16 protein-coding genes are annotated in these 21,458 nt (G+C 72.5%); 10 read left to right on the plus strand and 6 right to left on the minus strand.

Translation table 11 applies throughout. From position 1 onward, the window contains the following. The first annotated feature begins 46 nt into the window (after nucleotides 1-46). Nucleotides 47-484 carry an NfeD family protein gene (locus tag ACIRJT_RS04045; protein WP_403904100.1) on the plus strand — a complete coding sequence of 146 codons (438 nt, stop codon included), beginning with the start codon at nucleotides 47-49 and terminating at the stop codon, nucleotides 482-484. Nucleotides 485-533: 49 nt separating this feature from the next. After that, nucleotides 534-1,643 carry an SPFH domain-containing protein gene (locus tag ACIRJT_RS04050; protein WP_403904103.1) on the plus strand — a complete coding sequence of 370 codons (1,110 nt, stop codon included), beginning with the start codon at nucleotides 534-536 and terminating at the stop codon, nucleotides 1,641-1,643. A gap of 73 nt (nucleotides 1,644-1,716) precedes the next feature. Here ACIRJT_RS04050 and ACIRJT_RS04055 read toward each other — a convergent pair whose 3' ends face one another. Together ACIRJT_RS04055 and ACIRJT_RS04060 are read right to left on the minus strand one after the other, a co-directional pair. Then, nucleotides 1,717-1,965, minus strand: a complete 249-nt coding sequence (locus ACIRJT_RS04055; RefSeq protein WP_403904106.1) for an SCO4226 family nickel-binding protein — start codon at nucleotides 1,963-1,965, stop codon at nucleotides 1,717-1,719. A 120-nt stretch (nucleotides 1,966-2,085) separates the two neighbouring features. Next, the gene (locus ACIRJT_RS04060; RefSeq protein ID WP_403904108.1) at nucleotides 2,086-4,794 is read right to left on the minus strand and encodes a glycosyl hydrolase family 65 protein; all 2,709 of its coding nucleotides are present in this window, start codon (nucleotides 4,792-4,794) and stop codon (nucleotides 2,086-2,088) included. Between the two features lie 574 nt (nucleotides 4,795-5,368). On the opposite strand from ACIRJT_RS04060, the gene ACIRJT_RS04065 reads away from it, so the two are divergent. Continuing rightward, complete coding sequence (locus ACIRJT_RS04065; RefSeq protein WP_403904111.1) at nucleotides 5,369-6,955, plus strand: S8 family peptidase; 1,587 nt, start codon at nucleotides 5,369-5,371, stop codon at nucleotides 6,953-6,955. Between the two features lie 112 nt (nucleotides 6,956-7,067). On the opposite strand, the gene ACIRJT_RS04070 is transcribed toward ACIRJT_RS04065, so the two are convergent. After that, nucleotides 7,068-8,477 carry a glycoside hydrolase family 18 protein gene (locus ACIRJT_RS04070; protein WP_403904114.1) on the minus strand — a complete coding sequence of 470 codons (1,410 nt, stop codon included), beginning with the start codon at nucleotides 8,475-8,477 and terminating at the stop codon, nucleotides 7,068-7,070. Between the two features lie 346 nt (nucleotides 8,478-8,823). Here ACIRJT_RS04070 and ACIRJT_RS04075 point away from each other — a divergent pair, with 346 nt between their 5' ends. The 5 genes from ACIRJT_RS04075 (at nucleotide 8,824) to ACIRJT_RS04095 (ending at nucleotide 14,124) form a co-directional block, all read left to right on the plus strand. Beyond that, entirely contained in the window at nucleotides 8,824-9,576 is a 753-nt protein-coding gene (locus tag ACIRJT_RS04075) for a GntR family transcriptional regulator (protein WP_403904116.1), read from the plus strand. A gap of 247 nt (nucleotides 9,577-9,823) precedes the next feature. Continuing rightward, complete coding sequence (locus tag ACIRJT_RS04080; protein ID WP_097868256.1) at nucleotides 9,824-10,024, plus strand: hypothetical protein; 201 nt, start codon at nucleotides 9,824-9,826, stop codon at nucleotides 10,022-10,024. Between the two features lie 277 nt (nucleotides 10,025-10,301). Continuing rightward, a complete protein-coding gene (locus ACIRJT_RS04085; protein ID WP_403904119.1) occupies nucleotides 10,302-10,706 on the plus strand; it encodes an NUDIX domain-containing protein in 405 nt (134 codons plus the stop codon). Nucleotides 10,707-10,889: 183 nt separating this feature from the next. Then, nucleotides 10,890-11,333: an ATP-binding protein gene (locus ACIRJT_RS04090; RefSeq protein ID WP_403234928.1), complete on the plus strand. Its 444-nt coding sequence runs from the start codon at nucleotides 10,890-10,892 to the stop codon at nucleotides 11,331-11,333. A gap of 223 nt (nucleotides 11,334-11,556) precedes the next feature. Further along, entirely contained in the window at nucleotides 11,557-14,124 is a 2,568-nt protein-coding gene (locus ACIRJT_RS04095; RefSeq protein ID WP_403904471.1) for a SpoIIE family protein phosphatase, read from the plus strand. Between the two features lie 75 nt (nucleotides 14,125-14,199). Here ACIRJT_RS04095 and ACIRJT_RS04100 read toward each other — a convergent pair whose 3' ends face one another. Together ACIRJT_RS04100 and ACIRJT_RS04105 are read right to left on the minus strand one after the other, a co-directional pair. Then, complete coding sequence (locus ACIRJT_RS04100; protein ID WP_403904122.1) at nucleotides 14,200-14,913, minus strand: PspA/IM30 family protein; 714 nt, start codon at nucleotides 14,911-14,913, stop codon at nucleotides 14,200-14,202. Nucleotides 14,914-14,971: 58 nt separating this feature from the next. After that, entirely contained in the window at nucleotides 14,972-17,041 is a 2,070-nt protein-coding gene (locus tag ACIRJT_RS04105; protein ID WP_403904125.1) for a TPM domain-containing protein, read from the minus strand. A 395-nt stretch (nucleotides 17,042-17,436) separates the two neighbouring features. Between ACIRJT_RS04105 and ACIRJT_RS04110 the strand changes: the two genes are divergently transcribed. Together ACIRJT_RS04110 and ACIRJT_RS04115 are read left to right on the plus strand one after the other, a co-directional pair. Beyond that, nucleotides 17,437-19,047 carry a glycosyltransferase gene (locus tag ACIRJT_RS04110; RefSeq protein ID WP_403904128.1) on the plus strand — a complete coding sequence of 537 codons (1,611 nt, stop codon included), beginning with the start codon at nucleotides 17,437-17,439 and terminating at the stop codon, nucleotides 19,045-19,047. Between the two features lie 8 nt (nucleotides 19,048-19,055). Next, nucleotides 19,056-20,564, plus strand: a complete 1,509-nt coding sequence (locus tag ACIRJT_RS04115) for a DUF6056 family protein (RefSeq protein ID WP_403904130.1) — start codon at nucleotides 19,056-19,058, stop codon at nucleotides 20,562-20,564. Between the two features lie 30 nt (nucleotides 20,565-20,594). On the opposite strand, the gene ACIRJT_RS04120 is transcribed toward ACIRJT_RS04115, so the two are convergent. Beyond that, complete coding sequence (locus tag ACIRJT_RS04120) at nucleotides 20,595-21,275, minus strand: GntR family transcriptional regulator (RefSeq protein WP_403904132.1); 681 nt, start codon at nucleotides 21,273-21,275, stop codon at nucleotides 20,595-20,597. Between the last annotated feature and the right edge of the window lie 183 nt (nucleotides 21,276-21,458).

Below are 21,458 nucleotides of genomic sequence, written 5' to 3' on the forward strand. Positions count from 1 at the left end.
CGGATAGGTTCGCTTCTGGACGGGTCCCCTCGGGGAGGCTGATTCGATGCCGTGGTTCGCTTGGCTGCTCGCCGCCGCGGCGCTCGGCGTCGCGGAGTTCTTCACTCTCACGCTGGTTTTCGGACTGCTGGCCGGCGCGGCGTTGGTCGCCGCCGTCGTCGCCGGGGTGGGCATCGGCCTGCTGGGGCAGCTCGTCGCGCTCGGACTGGCGGCGGTGGCGGGACTCGCCCTGGTCCGCCCCGTCGCGCTGCGGCAGATGAAGGGGACGCCCCTGACGCGTGAGGGCAGTGACGCGCTGATCGGCAAGCGGGCCGAGGTCGTGCGGGAGGTCACCGCGACCCACGGCCTGATCAAGGTCTCCGGTGAGGAGTGGACCGCTCGCGCTCTCGACGAGAACCAGGTGATCCCGGTGGGCGCCCTGGTGGACGTCATGGAGATCGAAGGCGCCACAGCCGTCGTGTATCCCCGCGAGCTCCTTCCGTGAACGGCTGAACACGCGGCGCGGGAGGGCGCGGGAGGATGTAGGAGGAAATATGGATCCGGTCGTCATCCCGATTCTCGTGGCGGCGCTCGTCGTCGTCTTTCTCGTGGCCGCCACCGTACGCATCGTTCCGCAGGCGCGCCGCTACAACATCGAGCGGTTCGGCCGGTACCGCCGGACCCTGCAGCCCGGTCTGAACTTCGTCCTGCCGGTGGCGGACCGGGTGAACACCAAGCTCGACGTGCGTGAGCAGGTGTACTCCTCCGACCCCAAGCCGGTGATCACCGAGGACAACCTCGTGGTCAACATCGACACCGTGCTCTACTACCAGATCACCGACCCGCGGGCGGCTGCCTATGAGGTCGCCGACTATCTGCACGCCATCGACCAGCTCACCGTGACCACTCTGCGGAACGTCATCGGCAGCATGGACCTGGAGGGGACGCTCACCTCGCGCGAGGAGATCAACGCGCGGCTGCGTGCCGTCCTCGACGACGCGACCGGGAAGTGGGGCATCCGGGTCAACCGCGTCGAGATCAAGGCCATCGATCCGCCGAACACCATCAAAGAGGCGATGGAGAAGCAGATGCGGGCCGAGCGTGACAAGCGCGCGGCCATCCTGCACGCCGAGGGCGAGCGGCAGGCCAAGATCCTCACCGCGGAAGGCACGAAGCAGAAGGACATCCTGGAGGCGCAGGGCACGCAGCAGGCCATGATCCTGCGGGCGGACGGCGAGTCGAAGGCGGTCGAACTCGTCTTCCAGGCCGTCCACCGCAACAACGCCGACGCGAAGGTCCTGGCCTACAAGTACCTGGAGACGCTCCCGGATCTGGCGCGGAGCGACAACAACACCTTCTGGGTGATACCGGGCGAGCTGACCGAGGCCATCCGCACCGTCACCACCGCGTTCGGCGACCGGTCGCCGGCCACGGGGCCGCCGCCCGGCGCGCAGCGCCAGGACGCCACCGACGCCGACGCCTCGGACAAGGACCACGTCGGGGCCCCGGAGGTCGAGGCGAACTCCACCCTGGCCCTGGACGCCGTCGCGGCCGCCGACGAGGCCGCGAAGCAGGCCGCCGTCGCCGTGAGCGACGCGAAGGCGGAGGCGGAGGCCGCGGGAGAGACGCGGCTGCCGGGTCGGGCGTCGGGGCCCGACGCCTGAGCGAGCGGGGCGCCGGCCCCCGACGCCCGGATGAGCGGGCGGGGAGCGACGCCCCGCTCGGGGACCTGTCCGGTCACACCGCCAGCGGCACCGCGTGGATCTCGTCCGCCGTGTGGCCCGCGCGTTCGTGGATGCGCTGGACGGCATCCGCCGAGGGGGCCGTGGACAGGCAGTAGACCGTGCCGGACTGCGGGTCCGCCCAGGCGCGTTCGAAGTGGACGCCCTCTTCCTTCTCGATCGCCGCGTCCGCCGCGTGGGCTTCCTTCAACTGCGTGGACGTGATGCCCTTCATGCCCCGGTGGACATCCATGTACATGCCCATGACTCGTACACCTCCGGATGTTCGATGGTGACCCCTCTTCCATGCTGCACCTGATGTCGAACGCGGGCGCGCGGGGGCTCACCGGCGCGCCGCCGCGCGTTCCCACCGCCCCTGCCGCCCCTACCGGCCCTCCGCCTCCACCCGCAGTTCCGCCAGTCCCGTCGGCTTCTCCGGGTCCTCCGAGCGGACCGTCACACGGACCTTGCGGGCCGTGTCGCCCGTCAGGTAGGGACGCCAGAAGCGGCCGTCGACGGAGGTCTCCAGGGTGTGCGAGGCGGGGGCCGTGTCGCTCCAGGCCGGGGTCACGGAGGTGAGCCGGAGGGGCCTTTGACCCAGGTCCACCGTCAGGGAGCCCGCCGCGCCGTCGGGGGACCAGGACGTCGCCGTGGCCCCGTCCACCGCCGCCTCCGCGTACAGGCCGGGGGCCTCGGACGTCGCCGTCACCGGGCGGCAGCGCGCAGCGTCGGCCGTCGGGGTCAGGTCGGGGCGCCGGGTGGGCAGCTCCAGCGTCGAGGAGAGCCGGTGCGGCCCCTCCTCCGTGTGGACCGTGAACGGGGTGCCCGAGGTCAGGCGGACCGTGGTCGTCCGGGGGCCGATCCCGACCTCGTACGTCGCGTCCCGGTACCGCAGGCCCTTCAGCGTGACGCCCTCGCGCAGTTGGGGCGGCAGCGTCGGGTCCAGGCGTACGCCGTCCTCGCGGAGCCTGAGCCCCGTCAGGCCGTGCGTGAACACCTGGAGGAAGCCGCCCTTCCCGGTCAGGAAGTCGTCGGCGGGGAAGCCGGACAGCGGGTCCTCGGCGCCCGCCTTGTCGCCGCGCGCCTCGGAGAACAGCCCGTACGGGCCCCGCATGAAAGGGCGCACCGCGCGCTGGAGGTAGGTGTACGCCGAGCAGCCCGGCTCGCCGATCGCCGCCGCGTCGATCGCGTGCACCGAGTCCGTCATCGCCGGGCCGTCCGGGTCGGTGCGGGCCGCGTAGTAGTCCAGGGTGGCCGCCGCGGCACCCGGCTCCATCGGCCACTCCAGCGGGTAGGTCAGCAGGACCGTGTCCGCCTGCTTGATCGTGGAGCCGTCGTAGCCCGCGTACTGGAGGAAGACCTTCTTCTCCGCGTCGTACGGGATGCGCAGCCCGTCCGCCACCCTGTTCCAGGCGGCGGGCGGTTTCTGGCCGAGGAGTCGGGCAGCACGGGTCGCGTTGCGCAGCGCGGTGGCGGCGACCGCGTTGGTGAAGACGCCGTCGTCGACGCCGTTGCTGTACTCGTCGGGGCCCGCCACGTCGTTGACGGAGTAGCTGCCGTCCGCGTTCGCCGTGGCGCGCGACTCCCAGAACTCCGCGATGCCCCGGAGCAGGGGCCAGCCCCTCGACGCCAGCCAGGCGCGGTCGCCGGTGGCGAGGTAGTACTGCCAGACGGCCAGCGAGACGTCGCCCTGGAGGTGGTTCTGGGTCAGGCAGTGCGGCGGGTCCCAGCTCTGGCACTCGGAGTCCATGCGGCCCCGGCTCGCGCTGGTCCAGGGGTAGAACAGGCCCCGGTGGCCGTACTTCTCTGCGTTCGCGCGGGCCGCGTCCCGGGTGCGGTAGCGGTATTCGACGACCGAGCGCGCCAGTTCCGGGCGGGTGACGAGGAGACCCGGGAACATCCACGTCTCGGCGTCCCAGAACACCATGCCCGCGTAGTTGTCGCTGGTCAGACCAGCCGGGGCGATGCTGTCAAAGGAGCCGCGCCGGGTGCTCGCCAGCAGCCCGTACTGGGCCGAGCGCAGCCAGCCCTGGAGCCGGCGGTCCCCCGGGACCAGCACATCGGCGGACCAGGCCTCGCGCCAAGCGGCCTCGTTCGCCGCGAAGACCCGGTCCCAGCCGCGCCGTGCCGCCCGGTGCGCCGCCTCGCGGGCGTCCTCGGCCGGGGCGCGGGAGGTCAGGGCGGTGTCGACGCCGACGTACTTCTCGAATGTGTACGTCCGGCCGGCGCGGACCGGGGTCGGCCCCGGGGACGTACGGGCCTGAGGCCGCAGCGTCTCGACCACACCCGAGCCGCGCCGCATCGTCTGGGCGACGGCTCCCTCGATCCCGGTGCCGAGCGTGCGGAACGTGCCGTCCTCGCGGAGGGTGATCCGGCGCGCGCCCCGGTCGTCGAGCCGGCCGGTGACGGTCGCGGTGCCGCTCCAGCGCGGGGTCATCCGCAGGCGTACGGCTCCGGTGTGGACGTCGGACCGGTCGGCCAGCACGTCGTACACGAGGTCCGTGGCCCGGCCGTCCTCCGTCGTCCACCGCAGTGAGGTGCGGACGAGGCCGCAGGCGAGGAAGACCGTCTGCCGGTAGTGCGAGATCCGGGCGGCCGGGGTGTCCGTGCCGAGGGTCTCCTCCCCGACGCCCACGTCGATGCCGGTCCAGCTCGGCAGCGCGGCGATCACCTCGCGGCCCTCGGAGACGGCCTTGTCCCGCGCGTAGAGCCCGGAGACGAACGCGCCGTCGTAGCGGGGGGTGTAGAGCGGCCAGCCGGTCCTCTCCCCGGTGGTGGCGTATCCGGCTCCGGCCGGGGGGACCCGGTGGCCGAGGTAGCCGTTGCCGATGTACGGGTCGTAGCCGGCGGCCTCCCCGAAGCGGGTGGACGTCGGCGCCCAGGTGGTCCCGGGGCCGCCCTCACCGCCCGTCCGGCCGCAGGCGGGCACGGCCGGGCCCGGGGAGGCGGGCGGTACGGGGGAGCCGGACGGGTCGGCCGGGCCCGGCAGCGGTGCGGGGCCGGCGGGCTCGGCGGCGTCGGCGGGGGGCGGCAGCGGTGCGATCAGGGCGGCCGCGACGAGGGGCGCGAGGACGGAGATGCGCGAGAGGCTCACAGGACGAAGGTAGGGACGCGTGGGCACGGTCGGCCGTCACGGCGCGCACGGCCCCCGCACCGGACCTCCGGCCGACCGCCGGATGGAGCAGGTCCCGTCTCCACCGGCCGCTCCCGCCCCGCCGTGCCTCCCCGCGCGGAGAACTACGGGCGGCGGGCGCAAGGAATTCCTCGTGACATCACCAGGAATCGGCCCGCGTGGAAAGCGCGTTCGCGGCCACGCCCCGCGCGGGGCGGAGTCGAGGTCCCGGGGACCCCGGCAGACCGGGCAGCACCAGGTCAGGGCGGTGATCCCGGGCCGGGTTCCGTCCGCCGGGCAGTGACGGGCCGTCATCCCCGCCGTCGTGTCCGGCGTATGGCAGGTGAATGGCGCGCGTATGGCACACCCCAAGGCGCCCTTGTGAGTTCGCCATGGATCGGTCAATCTTTCGCTGGCAGCAGGGCGTGCCGCTCACCGGACGACGCAGAAAACGGGGCGTTCCGATGGCTGATTTGTCATGCCCCTGCCGGGAGCTGGTCGCTCGGCTCCGGCACCACCCCCCACCAGAGCACCGCCGATGAGGAGGACCCCTCAGATGTCAGTGACGCGTCACACCCCCCAGGCCCGTCGAAGACTCGCCGCGGCGACCGTCATAGCCACCGCAGCCGCCGTCGCACTCGCCACCGCCTCGCTCCCGGCGACCGCGGCCGAGCGCGCACCCGAAGGCGTGATTCTGAACGCGGGCGCCCCGGGCACCATCAGCGACAGCTACATCGTGACGCTGAAGGACTCGGCCGTGAAGTCCGACTCCGCCCAGGGCAAGGCCCTCGCGAAGAAGTACGGCGCGAGCGTCGAGCGGACCTACCGCTCGGCCCTCAACGGTTACGCGGTCGAGGCCTCGGCCGCCGAGGCGAAGAAGTTCGCCGCCGACCCGGCCGTCGCGTCCGTCTCGCAGAACCGCACCTTCACGGCTTCCGCCACCCAGAACAACCCGCCCTCCTGGGGCCTCGACCGGATCGACCAGCGGAACCTGCCGCTGGACCAGCGCTACACCTACCCCGACAAGGCCGGTGAGGGCGTCACCGCCTACATCATCGACACCGGGGTGCGCATCAGCCACAGCGACTTCGGCGGCCGGGCCTTCAACGGCTTCGACGCCGTGGACAACGACAACGTGTCGCAGGACGGCAACGGCCACGGCACGCACGTGGCGGGGACCGTGGCCGGTACCGCGTACGGCGTGGCCAAGAAGGCCAGGATCGTCGGCGTGCGGGTGCTGAACAACGCCGGCTCCGGCACCACCGCGGGTGTCGTCGCGGGCATCGACTGGGTGACGGCCAACGCCGTCAAGCCGGCCGTCGCCAACATGAGCCTCGGCGGCGGTGCGGACTCGGTGCTCGACGCCGCCGTGCGCCGCTCCGTCGCCTCCGGCGTCACCTACGCCGTCGCGGCGGGCAACGAGTCCACCGACGCCTCCACCAAGTCGCCGGCGCGTGTCGCCGAGGCGATCACGGTGGGCTCGACGACCAACACCGACGCCCGCTCCAGCTTCTCCAACTACGGTTCGATCGTGGACATCTTCGCCCCCGGTTCCTCGATCACCTCGTCGTGGCACACCAGCGACAGCGCCACGAACACCATCTCCGGCACGTCGATGGCCAGCCCGCACGTCGCCGGCGCCGCCGCGATCTACCTCGCCGACAACCCGGGCTCCACCCCCGCCCAGATCTCCGCCGCACTGGTCGCGGCCTCCACCCCCGGGGTCGTCACCAACCCGGGCAGCGGCTCGCCGAACCGGCTGCTGTACGTGGGCCCGGGCGGCACCACCCCGCCGCCCGGCAAGAAGTTCGAGAACACCACCGGGTACGCGATCAACGACAACGCCACCGTTGAGGCGCCGGTCACCGTCACCGGGGTCACCGGTAACGCCCCGGCCACGCTGAGCGTCCCGGTCAACATCTCGCACACCTACATCGGCGACCTGAGGATCGACCTGGTCGCGCCCGACGGTTCCGTCTACAACCTGAAGGCGTACGGCACCGGCGGCAGCGCCGACAACGTGGTCACCACGTACACCGTCAACGCCTCCTCCGAGGTCGCCAACGGCACCTGGAAGCTCCGGGTCGGCGACAACGCGAACGCCGACACCGGGCGGATCAACAGCTGGGCGCTCCAGTTCTGAGACACGCTCCGGCGTGCCGGGCCGAACCGCTGAACACCTGAACCGCTGAGTCCCGGACGTCGGGCCGGGGCAGCCGCGTCACGCGGCTGCCCCGGCCCCTTCGGTGCCGGTGTCAGCGGCGGTTGAGCCCGCGGTCGACCGCGGTGATCAGCTCACCGTTGTCCGTGTCCCCGTCCAGCGACCAGAACATCGCCCCGCCGAGGCCCTTGTCCCGGATGTACGAGGCCTTGGTGCGCAGCACCTGCGGGTCGTCGTACGTCCACAGCGTCGTGCCGTCGAACAGCCACGCGTGGCCGTTCTTCACGTCACGGTGGACCTTGTACGTCCCCGACGCGGCCAGCTTTTTGAGGACCTTGTAGTCCTCGTAGCCCGCCGCCCAGGTGGCCGGAGCCGGGGCCGTGGCCGGCTGGCCCATGCCCGTGCCGCCGCCGCTCACTCCGGTCCAGCCCTGGCCGTAGGTCGGCAGGCCCACCACGATCTTGTGCCTGGGCGCGCCGCGGCGCACCCAGTCGCGCACGGTCTGATCGACGCTGAAGTCGTTCTTCGCGTACAGGGCCGACTGCTGGGCCGTCTTCTTCTCACCGGAGACGTGGTAGTCGTAGCCCTGGATGTTGACGAAGTCGAAGTCCTTCATGAGGCGCTTCACGTCGAAGCCCGCGTCGATCGCCTTCGGGTTGGCCGCCACGTAGGCCGACAGGTCGTAGTGCTTCGGCTTCGGCTTCCCGTGCCCGTGGCCCTTGCCCTTGGCGGCCTTCTCCTTGGCCTTCGCCTGGCTCTTCGCGTAGGCGTCGAGCTGGGTGCGGAACTCGTGGATCAGGGCGGTGAAGTTCTTCTTGTCCTCCGGGCGGTAGACGGTGCCCTCGTTGCCCGGCGAGCCGGGCCACTCCCAGTCGACGTCGATGCCGTCGAAGAGGCCGGCCGCCGCGCCCTGGCCGCCGCGGGCCCCGTCCACCGGGAGGTCGCCCTTGATGTACAGGTCGACGCAGGAGGCGACGAGGGCCTTGCGCGAGGCCGCGGTGCGGACCGCGTCGGAGAAGTGGGTGGAGTAGCTCCAGCCGCCCAGCGAGATCATGACCTTGAGGCCGGGGTGCTTGGCCTTCAGCTCGCGCAGCTGGTTGAAGTTGCCCGCGAGCGGCTGGGCGTCGGTGTCGGCGACGCCGTCCACCGATCCCGCCGCGTCGAGCGGACGGCCGTAGTCGGCCCAGGCGTCCGCCTGGCCGGGGATGTTGCCGGTGAAGCACTTGCCCTCGGCGTTGACGTTGCCGAAGGCGTAGTTGATGTGGGTCAGCTTGGCCGCGGCCCCGCTGGTGTCCAGGTCCTTGACCTGGAAGTCGCGTCCGTAGATCCCCCATTGGGTGAAGTAGCCGACGCTCTTGTACGCGGGGCGGTGGTGGCCCTTGTCGCGGTCGCCGCCGTTGCTCCGGTCGTGGTCGGCGCTGGCCGTGGCGGCGGGCGCGATGCCCCCCAGCAGGGCCAGGGCGACGCCGGCGGTGGTCATTCGGGACAGGTTTCTTCGGCGCATGAGGCTCGTTCCTGTGCGTGATCCGGTGCGGAAGGGAAACGGAAGGAAGGCGGAGGGAAGTGCGGGAGCCGTGCTGTGCACAGGAAGGTATTGGTCTGGACCAAAAATGGTCAAGAGTCCGGGAGTTGCCGGACTTCGGCGGCGGTGCCGGTGTGGCCGTGTCGGCCGGTCCGGCGCTGGGCAGATTGGAGTCGGAGAACGTCCGGGACTGGTCTGGCGCACACGTTCGAGGTATGCGTACTCCGTCACAGGATCATCACATTGAGTGAAACTCTGGCCTATGCTTGCGGTGCACAACCCACGGTTGTCAGGCTGTCGCAGACTGTCAACCTGTTGGGAGTGGCCTGTGACTTTCGGTGAGCAGCCCGCCTATCTGCGCGTGGCGAGCGATCTCAGGGAGAAGATCGTCAACGGCGCGCTGCCGCCCCATACCCGCCTGCCGTCGCAGGCCCGCATCCGGGAGGAGTACGGGGTCTCGGACACCGTCGCCCTGGAGGCGCGAAAGGTCCTGATGGCGGAGGGGCTGGTCGAGGGGCGATCCGGCTCCGGCACCTATGTGCGCGAGCGTCCCGTGCCCCGCATGATCGCCCGCTCCGGCAATCGGCCGGACAAGGGGGCCAGTCCGTTCCGGCAGGAGCAGACGGCGGAGGGGGTGCGCGGGACCTGGGAGTCCCGCAGTGAGCAGGAGGGGGCGAACCCCGAGATCGCCGAGCGGCTGGGTATCGAACCGGGTGACCGCGTGATGCGTACGCACTACGTCTTCCGGGAGGCGGGCGAGCCGGTCATGCTCTCCACCTCCTGGGAGCCGCTCGCCGTCACGGGCCGGACGCCGGTGATGCTGCCGGAGGAAGGTCCGTTGGGCGGCTGTGGGGTGGTCGACCGGATGGCCGCGATCGACGTCGTCGTGGACAACGTCGCCGAGGAGGTCGGCGCGCGCCCGGGGCTGGCGGAGGAGCTCCTGGCGCTCGGCGGTGTGCCCGGCCATGTGGTCATCGTCATCGGGCGTACGTACTACGCCTCGGGCCGGGCCGTGGAGACGGCCGACGTGGTGGTGCCGGCGGACCGGTACCGGGTCGCGTACCACCTCCCGGTGAGATGAGGTGAGGTGACGCCCCGTCGTGCCGGCTGAGGGGGCCGGGCGGCGCCGATGAAGCCTGTCGGCCGGGGCTGTTGGGTCACGAGGGGGCGCATTCTGCGGGTGCGCCCCTTTCGTGATGGCCGGATGTGTATCTCTTTGTGCAAACCCGCCTGCACTGAGTGAAGGTCAGGCGTACGCTCGGGCATATGCGTACTGCGGTTTCCTGGGGATCCTTAGAGACGTGCACGCCGGTGGGAAGAGGGGCGATATGCGGGGGAGCGACACGATGAGCGACAGCGGCGCGGTGCTCCCTTGGCAGGTGATACGGCAGGACGACGGCGGTAACCGCTACCGCGTGGGCAGGTACGCCACGCAGGCCGAGGCGCAGAAGGTCGCCGACGGCCTCGACGACCGCCATCGCCACCAGGTCTACCGGGTGGAGCGTGTGGGTCAGGGCACCGGGCCCTGACGCTGCGGACGGCCCTGTGGGGGCCCGGGAGGCCGTTCCGCCTCCCCGGAGCTCCACGGTCCTTCCCGGGCACCCTCACGCCCGCGTGCGCCGTGCGCCCTCGTGGTGCACCCTCGCCCCTGCCTCCTGCCCCCGGCCTCCTGCCCCCTGCCTCCTGCCTCCCGCCGACTCCGCCCGCTTCCTCCGTCCCGCGTTCCGTGGGTCGGCGGTCCGGGCGGTAGGGTCCGGCCCGGACCGGGGGCGCGGAAGCCGCCGGAGGTGCGGCGAGCGGGGCGGAGTGGTGGCGGTGCTGATCGACACGGTGGCGTGGGTGCGGATCGAGGGCGGCAGGATCCTCTGCGCGCGGCCCCGGGGCAAGGACGTCTTCTACATCCCGGGCGGCAAGCGCGAGGGCGCGGAGACCGATCTGCAGACGCTCCTGCGGGAGATCGAGGAGGAGTTGACGGTCGGCCTGATCCGGGAGACCGTCGTCCACGCCGGGACGTACGAGGCCCCCGTGGACGACCGGCCCGACGCCGCCGTCGTGCGGATGAGCTGCTACTACGGCGACTACCGCGGCACGCTCGCCGCGAGCAGCGAGATCGAGGAGATGGCGTGGTTCTCCTTCGCCGACCGGGCCCTCGTGCCGCCCGTGGACCAGTTGCTCTTCGACGACCTCAGGGCGGCGGGCGCGCTGGGCTGACCTCCGGCCGTGACCTCCGGCCGTGACCCCTGGCCCTGATCTCCGGCCGTGACCTCCCGTCGTGGTGCGCGTACGCCCGTCTGCGTCAAACGCCGGGTTGCGCGGTAGTGGGCAACAAATCGTGGGTATGGGCTGTTTAGTACCCATTTGCACAAGGGGTGTGCTCGTGGTCGTCCCTGGGAAGTGATCGGCGTGATCGATACCGAAGGCGACTGCGCCGAGTGGGCCTTCCCCGCCGAACCCGGTTCCGTGCGGAGCGCCCGGCACGCCGTCCGGGGTGCGCTGGGTTCCTGGGGCCTCGACGCGGCGGTGGGTGACCTGGCGGTCCTGCTCGTCAGCGAGCTGGTGACCAACTCCCTCCGGTACGCCTCCGGACCCATCGGCGTACGCCTGGTCCAGTCGCACGCGGACGGGGATCTTCCGTTCGCCGATCGCCCTCCCGCCGCCCCGGTACTGCTGGTGGAAGTCTCCGATCCGCTTCCGGATCCACCCACCGAACGCAGTGCGGGACCCGAGGACGAGGGCGGCCGGGGGCTCCAGCTCGTGGCCTGTTCCGCACGTCGCTGGGGGACCCGTCGCGGAAAGAGTGGCAAGACGGTGTGGTTCGAGCTGGCTCTCCCTGGTTAGGAGAGTGGAGGGACGCACAGCGATCACCAGAGGTCGGGCAGAACCTGGCTGAAAGGGACTGAGACCTTGCTGTGATCGTGAACGCCGTGTCGGTCGGGGCCGTAGTGCTGAATACTGCGGGCAGGACCGGTCCGGTGTGTGAGCTGGAGGGGACGGTCGCGTGAGCGAAATACCTGGGACAACGGGTGAGGTCGGTGAGGTCGTCGGGACCACGGGCGACGTCGTGTGGCAGAGCAGTCCGCCCGGCTCGATCTATGACTACATCAGGGTCGCCTCCTTCTCGATCGGCCCCGACGGTCTGATCGAGCAGTGGAGCAGCCGGGCCGCCGGTCTGTTCGGCATGTCCTCGACCGAGGCGGTGGGCCGTGACCCGGTGGAGGCCTTCATGCCCGCCGAGCTGCGCTCGGACGGTCATCGACGGGTCGGCGAGATCCTCGACGGCAAGGAGTGGACGGGCCTCGTCCCGTTCCGGATGCCGGGCGAGGGCGGGGCGCACGGCGTCGCCGAGGTCTATGTGATGCCGAGTCTGACGGGCCGGGGCGAGCGGGCCGCGCTCTGTATCGTCGTGGACGTCCGGGCCCTGCGGCGCATCGAGACGGACCTCGCCGCCTCGCAGGCCATATTCGGCCAATCTCCTTTCGGCTTCGTGCTGTTCGGCACGGACTTCGCCGTCGTCCGGGCCAACCAGCGCTTCGCCACGGTCTTCGGCGGCGCGGCCGACGACCACCGCGGCCGCACGGTGGAGGACTATCTGCCGCGGGCCGAGGCCGACCGGCTGTCCGCCACCCTGAAACGGGTCCTGGAGACCGGGGAGTCGGTCACCGACCTCCAGCTCGTCGGCCCCGCCCCGGGCGGCACCCAGCGCCGGCACTGGTCCATGAACCTCTACCGGGTGCACAGCGGGGCCGGCCGCCCCGTCGGCGTCGCCGGCCTCGCCACCGACGTCACCCGGCGGCACATCGCCGCCCGAGAGGCGGCCAGCGCCCGCCGCAACCTCGCCCTCCTCAACGAGGCCAGCGCCCGCATCGGCAATTCCCTGGACCTGGAGACCACCGCCCGCGAACTCCTCGACGTGGCGGTCCCCGGCTTCTGCGACCTCGCCACCGTCGACCTCTACCAGGGGCTGCTCACCGGCGAGGAGGCCGCTCCCGGCAGTTGGGCGCCCGCCCACCGTGATTCCGCCGGTGGCTCGGCCGAGCTGCGCCGGGTGGCCCACGCCAGCGCGGTCGCCGACGCCCTGCCCACCGCCGCGGCGGGCAGCGGGCCCCCGGGCCCGGACGACCTGCCGCCCGCGCTCGGCTCCGTCCACCGCTTCCCGTTCGGCTCGCCCTGCGCCACGGCGCTGCGCTCCGGCCGGGTCGAGGACGTCCCCGGCGACGAGATGGGCTTCGTGCAGTCGACGCTCGCCGTGCCGATGGTCGCGCACGACACGGTCGTCGGCCTCGTCCAGTTCTCCCGTACGAAGGGCAGCGAGCCGTTCGGGGAGCGCGACCGGGCGCTGGCCACCGAACTGGCCGCCCGCGCCGCCGTCTGCATCGACAACGCCCGCCTCTACCGCCGCGAGCACGAACGCGCCCTGATCCTCCAGCGCAGCCTCCTGCCCCCCGGCGACCCCGAGGCCGCCGGACTCGACATCGCCTGCCGCTATCTGCCGGGCAACACCGCCACCGAGGTCGGCGGCGACTGGTTCGACGTGATCGAGCTGCCCGGCCACCGCACCGCCCTCGTCGTCGGCGACGTCATGGGCCGCGGCCTGCGCGCCGCCGTCGCCATGGGCGAACTGCGCACCGCCGTGCGGACCCTGGCCCTCCTCGACCTGGAGCCCGCCGAAGTGCTCTCCGCCCTCGACGAGGTCGCCCGCGGCCTCGGCTCCCCGGGCGGCGGCGAGCGCAGCGAGGGCCTCGGCGGCAGCGGGGGAGCGCAGTGGCCCTCCCGCGCCGCGCAGAAGTCCCGCGAGGCGGACCTCTCCGAGGTGTATCTCGCGACCTGCGTGTACGCGGTCTACGACCCGGTCACCCGGCGATGCACGTTCGCCAACGCCGGGCACCTCCCCCCGGCCGTCGTCGAGCCCGGCATGCCCGCCCGGCTCATCGACGTACCGCCGGGCATGCCGCTGGGTGTCGGCGGCGAGCCGTTCGAGGAGGTCGAGGTCGAGCTGTCGGAGAACGCCCTGCTCACCCTCTACACCGACGGCCTCGTGGAGTCCCGCGACCATCCGCTGGACGAGGGCCTGGACGCACTGCGGGCCGTCCTCACCGGTCCGCAGATGGAGCTGGAGGACGCCTGCGACCACGTCCTCAGCACCCTCGACACCCGGCACGGCGAGGACGACATCGCCCTGCTGATGGCCCGCATCCAGGGGCTCCCCGAGGAGGCGGTCGGGGACTGGACGCTGCCGCGCGAACCCCGCTCCGTGGGGCGCGCCCGTGAGCTGGCCCGCTCACAGCTGGTCGCCTGGGACCTCGACGACCTGGTCGACACCACCGAACTCCTCGTCAGCGAACTGGTCACCAACGCCCTGCGCTACGGCGAGGGCGAGATCCGGCTCCGGCTGCTGCGCGACCGCACCCTGGTCTGCGAGGTGTGGGACGCCGGCCTCGTCCAGCCGCGCCGCCGCCGCGCCCGCGACACCGACGAGGGCGGCCGCGGCCTCCAGCTGGTCGGCCTGCTCAGCGCCGCCTGGGGGTCGCGCCGCACCCCGCGCGGCAAGACCGTCTGGTTCGAACTGGCCCTGCCGGACGGGGCCCCGGCCGCCGAGCTCTCCGTGGAGCAGCTCCTGAGCATGTACTGAACCCCGGGCTGTCCTTCAGGGCACCGGCCCCGACCGTCCGCCAGGGGCCCGCGGCCTCTCCCGGCGCACTCCGCGTCACGCGCCCGTCTTCAGGGCCGCCAGCCGGGCCTCGACCTCCGCGCTGTCGCCCAGGCTGTCCAACTCCTCGAACTGGGCGTCCAGCGAGGAGGCCGCCAGCTCCTGCTTGCCCAGCGCCTTCGCCTCCTCGCGCCGCACCTTGTCCTCGAAGCGGCTCAGCTCGCTCGTCGGGTCCAGGACGTCGATGCTCTTCACGGCGTCCATCATCCGGTTCTGCGCCTGCGCGGACTTCGAACGCGCCACCAGCTCGTCGCGCTTGGCCTTCAGCTGGGAGAGCTTGGCCTTCATCTGGTCGAGCCCCGACTTCAGCTTCTCCACCACCTCGCTCTGCGAGGCGATCGTCGGCCCGGCCGTCTTCGCCTCCTGCTCGGACTGGAGCTGGCGGCCCAGCGCGACCTTCGCCAGGTTGTCGAACTTGTCGGCCTCCGCGACCGACCCGGCCCCGCGCAGCTCGTCGGCCTTCCGGCTGGCGGCCAGCGCCTTCCCGCCCCACTCGGCCGCCGCCTCGACGTCCTCCTTGTGGTCCTGCTCCATCAGCCGGAGGTTGCCGATGGTGGTCGCGACCGCCTGCTCGGCCTCCGCGATGTTGTTCGTGTAGTCCCGGATCAGCTGGTCCAGCATCTTCTGCGGGTCCTCGGCCTGATCGATGAGGGCATTGACGTTGGCCTTCGCGAGCTGGGTGACGCGGCCGAGGATGGTCTGCTTGCTCATGGGATGGCTCCTTGGAAGTCGATACGTTCGTGCGGGGGTGTCCTGCCCTGCCGGTCGTTCAGAAGCGGCCGCCACCGCCCCGGCGACCCCGTGTTCCGCCCCCTCCGAAGCTGCCCGGCCCGCCCCCGAAGCCGCCGGACCGGCCGCCCCCGAACCCTCCACCGAAGCCGCCGCCCATGCCCCCGCCCCGGCCGCCGCCCCCGAACAGCCCGCCGAGGATGATGCCGCCGAGCACCGCCCCGCCCACGCCCCCGCCCTGTATGGAGCCGGGACCCTGTATGGAGCCGAAGCCCCGGACGTCCTGCTCGGCCAGGCTCAGCGCCTGCCCGGCCAGCGCGTCCGCCTGCCGCGCCTCGGCCAGCGCTCCCTGGGCGTCCGCGGCCGACAGCTCCCGGGCCCGCTCCCACCGCCGCTGCGCCTCCGCGAGCCGGGTACGGGCCTGGCTGCCGACCGCACCCCGGTGGGTCGTGACGTAGTCGGCCGCCGCCCCGATCGCGGACCGGGCGGTGAGCATCGCCTGATCGAGGAGGGAGCGGGCCTTCGCCTCGCCCCGCTCCTGGTCCCGGGCCCCCGCCAGCGCCTCGTCCAGGGCCGCGTCCGCCTCCTCCACCCGGCGCAGCGCGTCGATCGGGTCGTACGGTCCCGCTGCCGTCGCGGCCCGCACATCGCCGAGCACGGCCTCGGCGCGGGCGATCCGGCCGCGCAGATCGGCGGTCGAGGTGCCCTCGGCGGTTCCTTCGAGCAGCCCGCCCGCGTCCGCGAGGTCGGTCTCCGTCTCGGTCAGCGCGGCGGGCAGCTTCCGCGCGGCCTCGCCCAGCTCCGCCGCCCGCCGGTCCACCGAGTCCAGCAGCGTGCCCGCCTGGCCCACCGCACCCTCGGCTCCCCGGATGTACACCGCGGCCCGGGAGTTCTCGCCGCCCTCGACCGCCGTACGGGCCTGCTCCACGGCCGAGGCCGCGAAGACGAGCCGGTCCTTCGCCTGCTCGACGTCGGCCGCCACGGGCGCGGCGGCGCCCTCCCCGTACCGCTCGCGCAGCCCGGTGACGCCCGCTTCGGCCGCCGCGACCCGTCCGGCCAGGTCGCGGTGCGTGGCGCCCACGGCGGCCAGGGCCTGCGGCGCTTCGCGTTCCAGGGCGCGCAGCCGGTCGAAGTCCTCGGAGACGGTGTCCAGGCCCTCGTTCGCGGTCGCGCACCGCCGCAGGATCTCCTCCAGCATCCGGCGGCGGGTCGCGTCGTCCTCCGGGAAGGCGTCGTCGAGCTGCTGACGCAACCGGAACGACCGCGTCAGCTCGTCCTTCGCCCGCGCGACCGCCTCGGTGAAGGGCTTCGCCGCCTCCTCACCGAACTGCGCCGTGGCGAAGCCGAGTTCCTCCTCACTGGTGCGCACCGCGTCGTCGGTGTCCACCAGCACCTCCTTGGCCTGCCCGTCCAGCTCCGGCAGCGGCGTCGGCGGCTCCGGCGCACCGCCCGCCCCCGCGCCCCGGCCCCAGCCGGTGGCCGCCGGGGTGGTGCGGGTCGTCGTGCGCCGTCTGCGCCGGGCGTACGCGTAGGCCCCGACCGCGACCACGCCCACCACGACGGCCACCGGAAGGATGAAGTCGCGGGCGCCGGTGGAGCCGGAGCCGCCCGTTCCGGGGTCGGCGGGCCCCGGGGTGATCGCGGGGGCGGTCACCGGGCGTCCGGCCAGTACGGAGCCGTAGCCGTCGGCCGCGCCGATCGCGGCCCCCGCCCAGTCGTTCTCGCGCAGCGCGGGTTCGATCGCGGTGCCCGCCACGTCCCGCAGCTGCTCGTCGGTGAGCGGGGAGCCGGCGTCGACGGAGTAGGCGTACTGCCGGTCGTGGGTGGCCACGGAGAGCAGCACGTCGTCCTGGCCGAGGCCGTTGCGGTTGGCGGTCTCGTCGCTCCAGGTCTGTCCGGAGCGGCCGGAGAAATCGCGTACGTACACCACGAAGAGCTGGACGCGCTCGTCGGCGTACAACCGGTCGAGTGCGTCCTCCACCTGCCCCGTCCGGTCGCCCAGCGCCCCCACCCGGTCGGTGATCTGCCCGTCCCGGGACAGCTCGACGGGGTCGTCGGCGTGTGCGGTCGCGGCGGCGGGGAGCACCAGCCAGCACACGGCGGACAGCACGGCGAGGAGGCCGGCGAGAGGACCGGCGAGCAGGCCGGTGCCAGGCCCGACGGACCGGCCGGGGAGCAGGGCCCGGTCCGGGAGCCGGGCCCTGCCGGGTGCGGTGCTCCGAGCTCGTGGGGATCGAGCTCGTGGCGATCGAGGAGATATCACCTTTGCGAGGCTATGTGTGCCTTTTCGCCCTCGCGACCCGGCGTTCTGCCGACCCGCGTCGGCTGTTCGCATGAAAGGGCGCGGGAAAGAGCAGCCCCCGCGCGTGTGCGCGGAGGCGGAGGCCGCCGCCCGTCGTCAGATGGGGCGGACGTGGCGCGTTCCGGGGCCCGGTGCCGGAGGCCGACGGTGCCGCGCCGGTGAGGCCCGGCACCCACGATGGGGCCGAAGTCCGGAGGTGGCGTGTGACTGGCCTTCAGTTGTCGGTCGTCGTGCCGTGTTTCGACGAGGCCGAGGTGATCGAGGCCTTCCACGCCGCCCTGGTCGGCGTCCTGGACCCCCTCGGGGACGGCTGCGAGATCTGTTACGTGGACGACGGCAGCCGGGACCGGACCCGCCTCCTGCTGAGCGCCCTCGCCGCGCGCGACCCACGGGTCCACTACACCGCCTTCAGCCGCAACTTCGGCAAGGAGGCGGCCATGCTCGCCGGCCTCCGCATGTCGCGGGGAGCGGCTGTGGTGATCATGGACGCCGACCTCCAGCACCCGCCCGAGCTGATCCCCCGCATGCTGGAACTGCACCGGCACGGCTACGACCAGGTCATCCCGCGCCGCGACCGCGCGGGCGAGGGCATGCTCCGCACCACCCTCAGCCACACCTACTACGCGCTCGTCCGCCGCTGCATGGACGTGGAGCTCATCGACGGGTCGGGGGACTTCCGGCTGCTGTCGAGGCGGGCCGTGGAGAGCGTCCTGTCCCTTCCCGAGAGCAACCGCTTCTCCAAGGGGATCTTCTCCTGGATCGGCTTCGACACGGTCACCTTCCGCTACCGCAACAGTGAGCGGGTGGCGGGCCGGTCGAAATGGGGCAGCAAACGGCTGCTGAACTACGGCATCGACGGACTGCTCTCCTTCAACAACCGGCCGCTCCGCCTCGCGATCTACACCGGCTTCTGGGTCTTCGTCTCGGCCCTGGTCTACGCCCTGTGGACCGTCGTGGGCGTCGTCCTGCACGGCGCGGACACCCCCGGTTACGCCACCCTCCTCACCGCCGTCGTCGCCCTCAGCGGCATCCAGTTGGTGACGCTCGGGGTCATCGGCGAGTACGTGGGCCGCATCTACCACGAGGCGAAACACCGGCCGCCCTACGTCGTGCGGGAGACCGACGGGACCCGGCGGGCGCTGCCGCACGGCCCGCCGCCGCGCCCGCCACTCACCGCAGGTCCGGGCGAACGCGCCGCCACCACGGCCCCGGCCCCCGCGACCGCCACCCTTCCTCCGGCCCCCGCGACCGGAGCCCCCGTCTCGGTCCCTGCGACCGGAGCCCCCGCGACCGGAGCTTCCGCCCCCGCCCCGGCCCCCGCCCCGGCCTCCGGGACCGGCGTTCCCGGCCGGTCCCGTACCGTCCGCCAGTTCGGCAGCTTCCTCCTCATCGGCTGCGTGAACACCGCCGTCTACCTCGGTGTCTACGCCTCGCTGAACCGCTGGATCCCCTACCTGACCGCCCACGTCATCGGCTTCGCGGTCAGCATCGTGTGCTCGTTCCTGCTCAACTCCTACGTCACCTGCCGGACGAGGCCGACCTGGCACGCGTTCGTCCGTTATCCCCTCTCCAGCCTGGTCAACCTGGTGGCGTCCGGAGCGCTGCTCTACGGGGCGGTGAGCGGCCTCGGGATGGACAAGAACCTCGCCGCGCTGGCAGCGGGCGTCCTCGTCACCCCGGTCTCGTTCCTGTTGGCCCGGTGGGCGATCACCTCGGGCCGGACCAAGGCCGCCGACGCCGTGCCGCGGGCCGAACCGCTGTCCGGCCTTCCGGCGCCCGAACCGCTGCCCACCCGCTCGTCCCGGGAGAGGTGACGTCCGCGATGCCCGACGACGTTCCCGTGACCGCCGCCCCGGAGGGACTGCGGAGGGGCGAGGAGACGTCGGACCCGGCCGAGGGCCCCTCGGACCGGCCCCGGACCGCCCTCTGGGTGAGCGCCCTCGCGCTCCCGCCCCTCGCCCTGCTCGCCGCCGCCTCCTGGTTCGGGCGGTGGGTGAGGCCCGGGGCGGACGACTGGTGCTTCCTGCCCGCAGTCCGGGACGACGGCATCACCGGCCTCGTCGGGACGTTCTACCTCGACGACAACGGGCGGGTCGCCAACGCGCTCCTGGTCGGCGCGTACGCGAAGTTCCAGGTCGCGGGACACCAGTGGTACCCCCTGGTCAGCGCGGTCCTGGTGCTCGCGGCCCTCTGGGCGGTGGCCGTCCTGGCACTGCGTCGGGCCCGGCTGCGTACCCCGCGCGGGGTGCCGCTCCTGCTCGCGGCGCTGACCGCCGCGCTCTTCCTGTTCGTCACGCCGAACACGTACAAGACGTATCTCTGGCCCGCCGCCTCCGTCTCGCACACGCTGCCGCCCGTCCTGGCGTGCGCCGCGCTGATCCCGTTCCTGCTCACCCGCTCCCGCCGGGGGCGGGCGTTCGCCCTCGCCGTCGCGGCGCTCATGGGCGCCTTCCTCGCCACGCTGTCCGAGGAGACGGCGATCGTCGTCGTCGTGGTGCTCCTGACCGCGCTCCCGCTGTCCGGCCGGGTCGTCCCCGCCTCCGACCGGAGGTTCGTCCGGCGGTGGTGCGCGGCGGGAATCGCCGGGACGGCGGCCGGGGCCGTCGTCCTCATCACCTCACCCGGCTCCATGCGCCGAAGGGAGCGGTTCGGCGCGGAGACCACCTCCCTGCTCGCCCCCGACTCCCTCACCGCGTCGCTGCGCGCGTTCGCCGAGATCGCCGTCACCGTGGCCACGACCTGGCAGTACGCCGGCGCGGTCGCGGCGGGCGCACTGCTGGGGCTGCTGTGCCGGCGGGCGGACGGGACGCCGCCCCGCCCGCCCGCGCACTGGCCCCTGCTCACCGCCGCCGGGGTGCTCGCGCTCCTCGTCTCCGGCTACCTCTGCACGGTCATCGCCTACCCGGTGTTCGGCGACCGGGTGAGCGACCCGAGCGCCAACCGGCTGTGGAACGACTACCTCCTGCTGTACGTGATCCTGCTCGTCGGCGCGGGCGCCCTGCTGGGCCTCGGCCTGCGCAGCCTCACCCGCCGCACCGCCCCGGCCAAGGCGGTGTGCGCCGCGCTCTGCGTCCTGGTCTGCGTCGGCCCGGCCGTGGCGCTCACCGACCTGGAGACCGCGATGCGGGCCCGGGCCGAGAAGTGGGACGCCCAGGACCGCCGGCTGCGCGAGGGGGCGGAGGCCGGGAGGCGGGTCATGCCGTACGAGCGCCTGGTGATCAGTGACATGCTGGAGCCGTTCAGCGCAGGTGGGCGCCGGTACTGGCCCGGAGGGTGCGTCGCCGACCTCTACGGGCTCGACCGGATCACGGACGGGGCCCGGAACCGCTGATCCGTGAGGTGGAGGCCGTAACGGGCCGGGTCAGTCGTTCGCCACGGCCTGGCGGTCCTTCAGCGCACGCGCCTTCGCGTTCTCGATGTGTTCCCGCATCCGGTCGGCGGCCCCCTCGGCATCGCCCGCGACCAGGGCGTCGTGGACGGCCGCGTGATCGCGGGCGGGTGACTCCGCGTCGGACGATCCGAGCTCGGTGAAGAGCCGGAAGCGCTGGACGTGGCCGCTCAGCGAACGGTACGCCGACTCCAGGAAGGGGTTGGCCGACTGCCGGGCGATCAGGAAGTGGAAGCGTTCGTCCGCCGACAGATAGGCGCGCAGTGACGTCGAGCCGTCCCCTGTCGCGCAGCGCCGCAACTCCTCGATGCTGCCGGCGACGTCCTGGAGGAACTCGGGGGTGGTCCGGCGGCCCGCCTCGTAGGTGAGGGTCGGCTCCAGCACCAGCCGGGCGTCCATCAGTTTGATCAGCTCGGTCTCGCTGAACAGTGGTGCCACCCGGTAACCCTTGAGCGCCTCGCGACGCACCAGGCCGGTGTGCTCGAGCCGGGCGAGCGCCTCACGCAGAGGGGTCTGGCTGACGTTCAGCTCGCGGGACAGGGCGCCGATATTGAGCGGCCGGCCCGGTGACCACAGTCCGTCCATGAACTGTCCGAGCAGCACTTCGTACATCTGATCGGCCAATGGTTGCCGCTCGGACGGGCGCGTAGGCATGCAAGGTCTCCTTCGTCGCCCGATGGTAGCGCGACCCCTCCTTCTCGATCACCTGTTCAAGTAAATGCTATAGCGTTGCTTAGAATCGTATACTATAGTCGCGATCTCATTGGTTGTGCGCCACAGCAGAACGCAGAGGATCCCCATGACGCAGCCCTCCGAAGAACGTGCGCCCCGTGTACT

It is taken from the genome of Streptomyces sp. NPDC102283 (assembly GCF_044766265.1).
GTDB lineage: Bacteria > Actinomycetota > Actinomycetes > Streptomycetales > Streptomycetaceae > Streptomyces.

Coding starts and splice junctions, on each gene's coding strand:
- ACIRJT_RS04045 (WP_403904100.1), top strand. CDS start 47: ATGCCGTGGTTCGCTTGGCTGCTCGCCGCCGCGGCGCTCGGCGTCGCG.
- ACIRJT_RS04050 (WP_403904103.1), top strand. CDS start 534: ATGGATCCGGTCGTCATCCCGATTCTCGTGGCGGCGCTCGTCGTCGTC.
- ACIRJT_RS04055 (WP_403904106.1), bottom strand. CDS start 1,965: ATGGGCATGTACATGGATGTCCACCGGGGCATGAAGGGCATCACGTCC.
- ACIRJT_RS04065 (WP_403904111.1), top strand. CDS start 5,369: ATGTCAGTGACGCGTCACACCCCCCAGGCCCGTCGAAGACTCGCCGCG.
- ACIRJT_RS04070 (WP_403904114.1), bottom strand. CDS start 8,477: ATGCGCCGAAGAAACCTGTCCCGAATGACCACCGCCGGCGTCGCCCTG.
- ACIRJT_RS04080 (WP_097868256.1), top strand. CDS start 9,824: ATGCGGGGGAGCGACACGATGAGCGACAGCGGCGCGGTGCTCCCTTGG.
- ACIRJT_RS04100 (WP_403904122.1), bottom strand. CDS start 14,913: ATGAGCAAGCAGACCATCCTCGGCCGCGTCACCCAGCTCGCGAAGGCC.
- ACIRJT_RS04115 (WP_403904130.1), top strand. CDS start 19,056: ATGCCCGACGACGTTCCCGTGACCGCCGCCCCGGAGGGACTGCGGAGG.
- ACIRJT_RS04120 (WP_403904132.1), bottom strand. CDS start 21,275: ATGCCTACGCGCCCGTCCGAGCGGCAACCATTGGCCGATCAGATGTAC.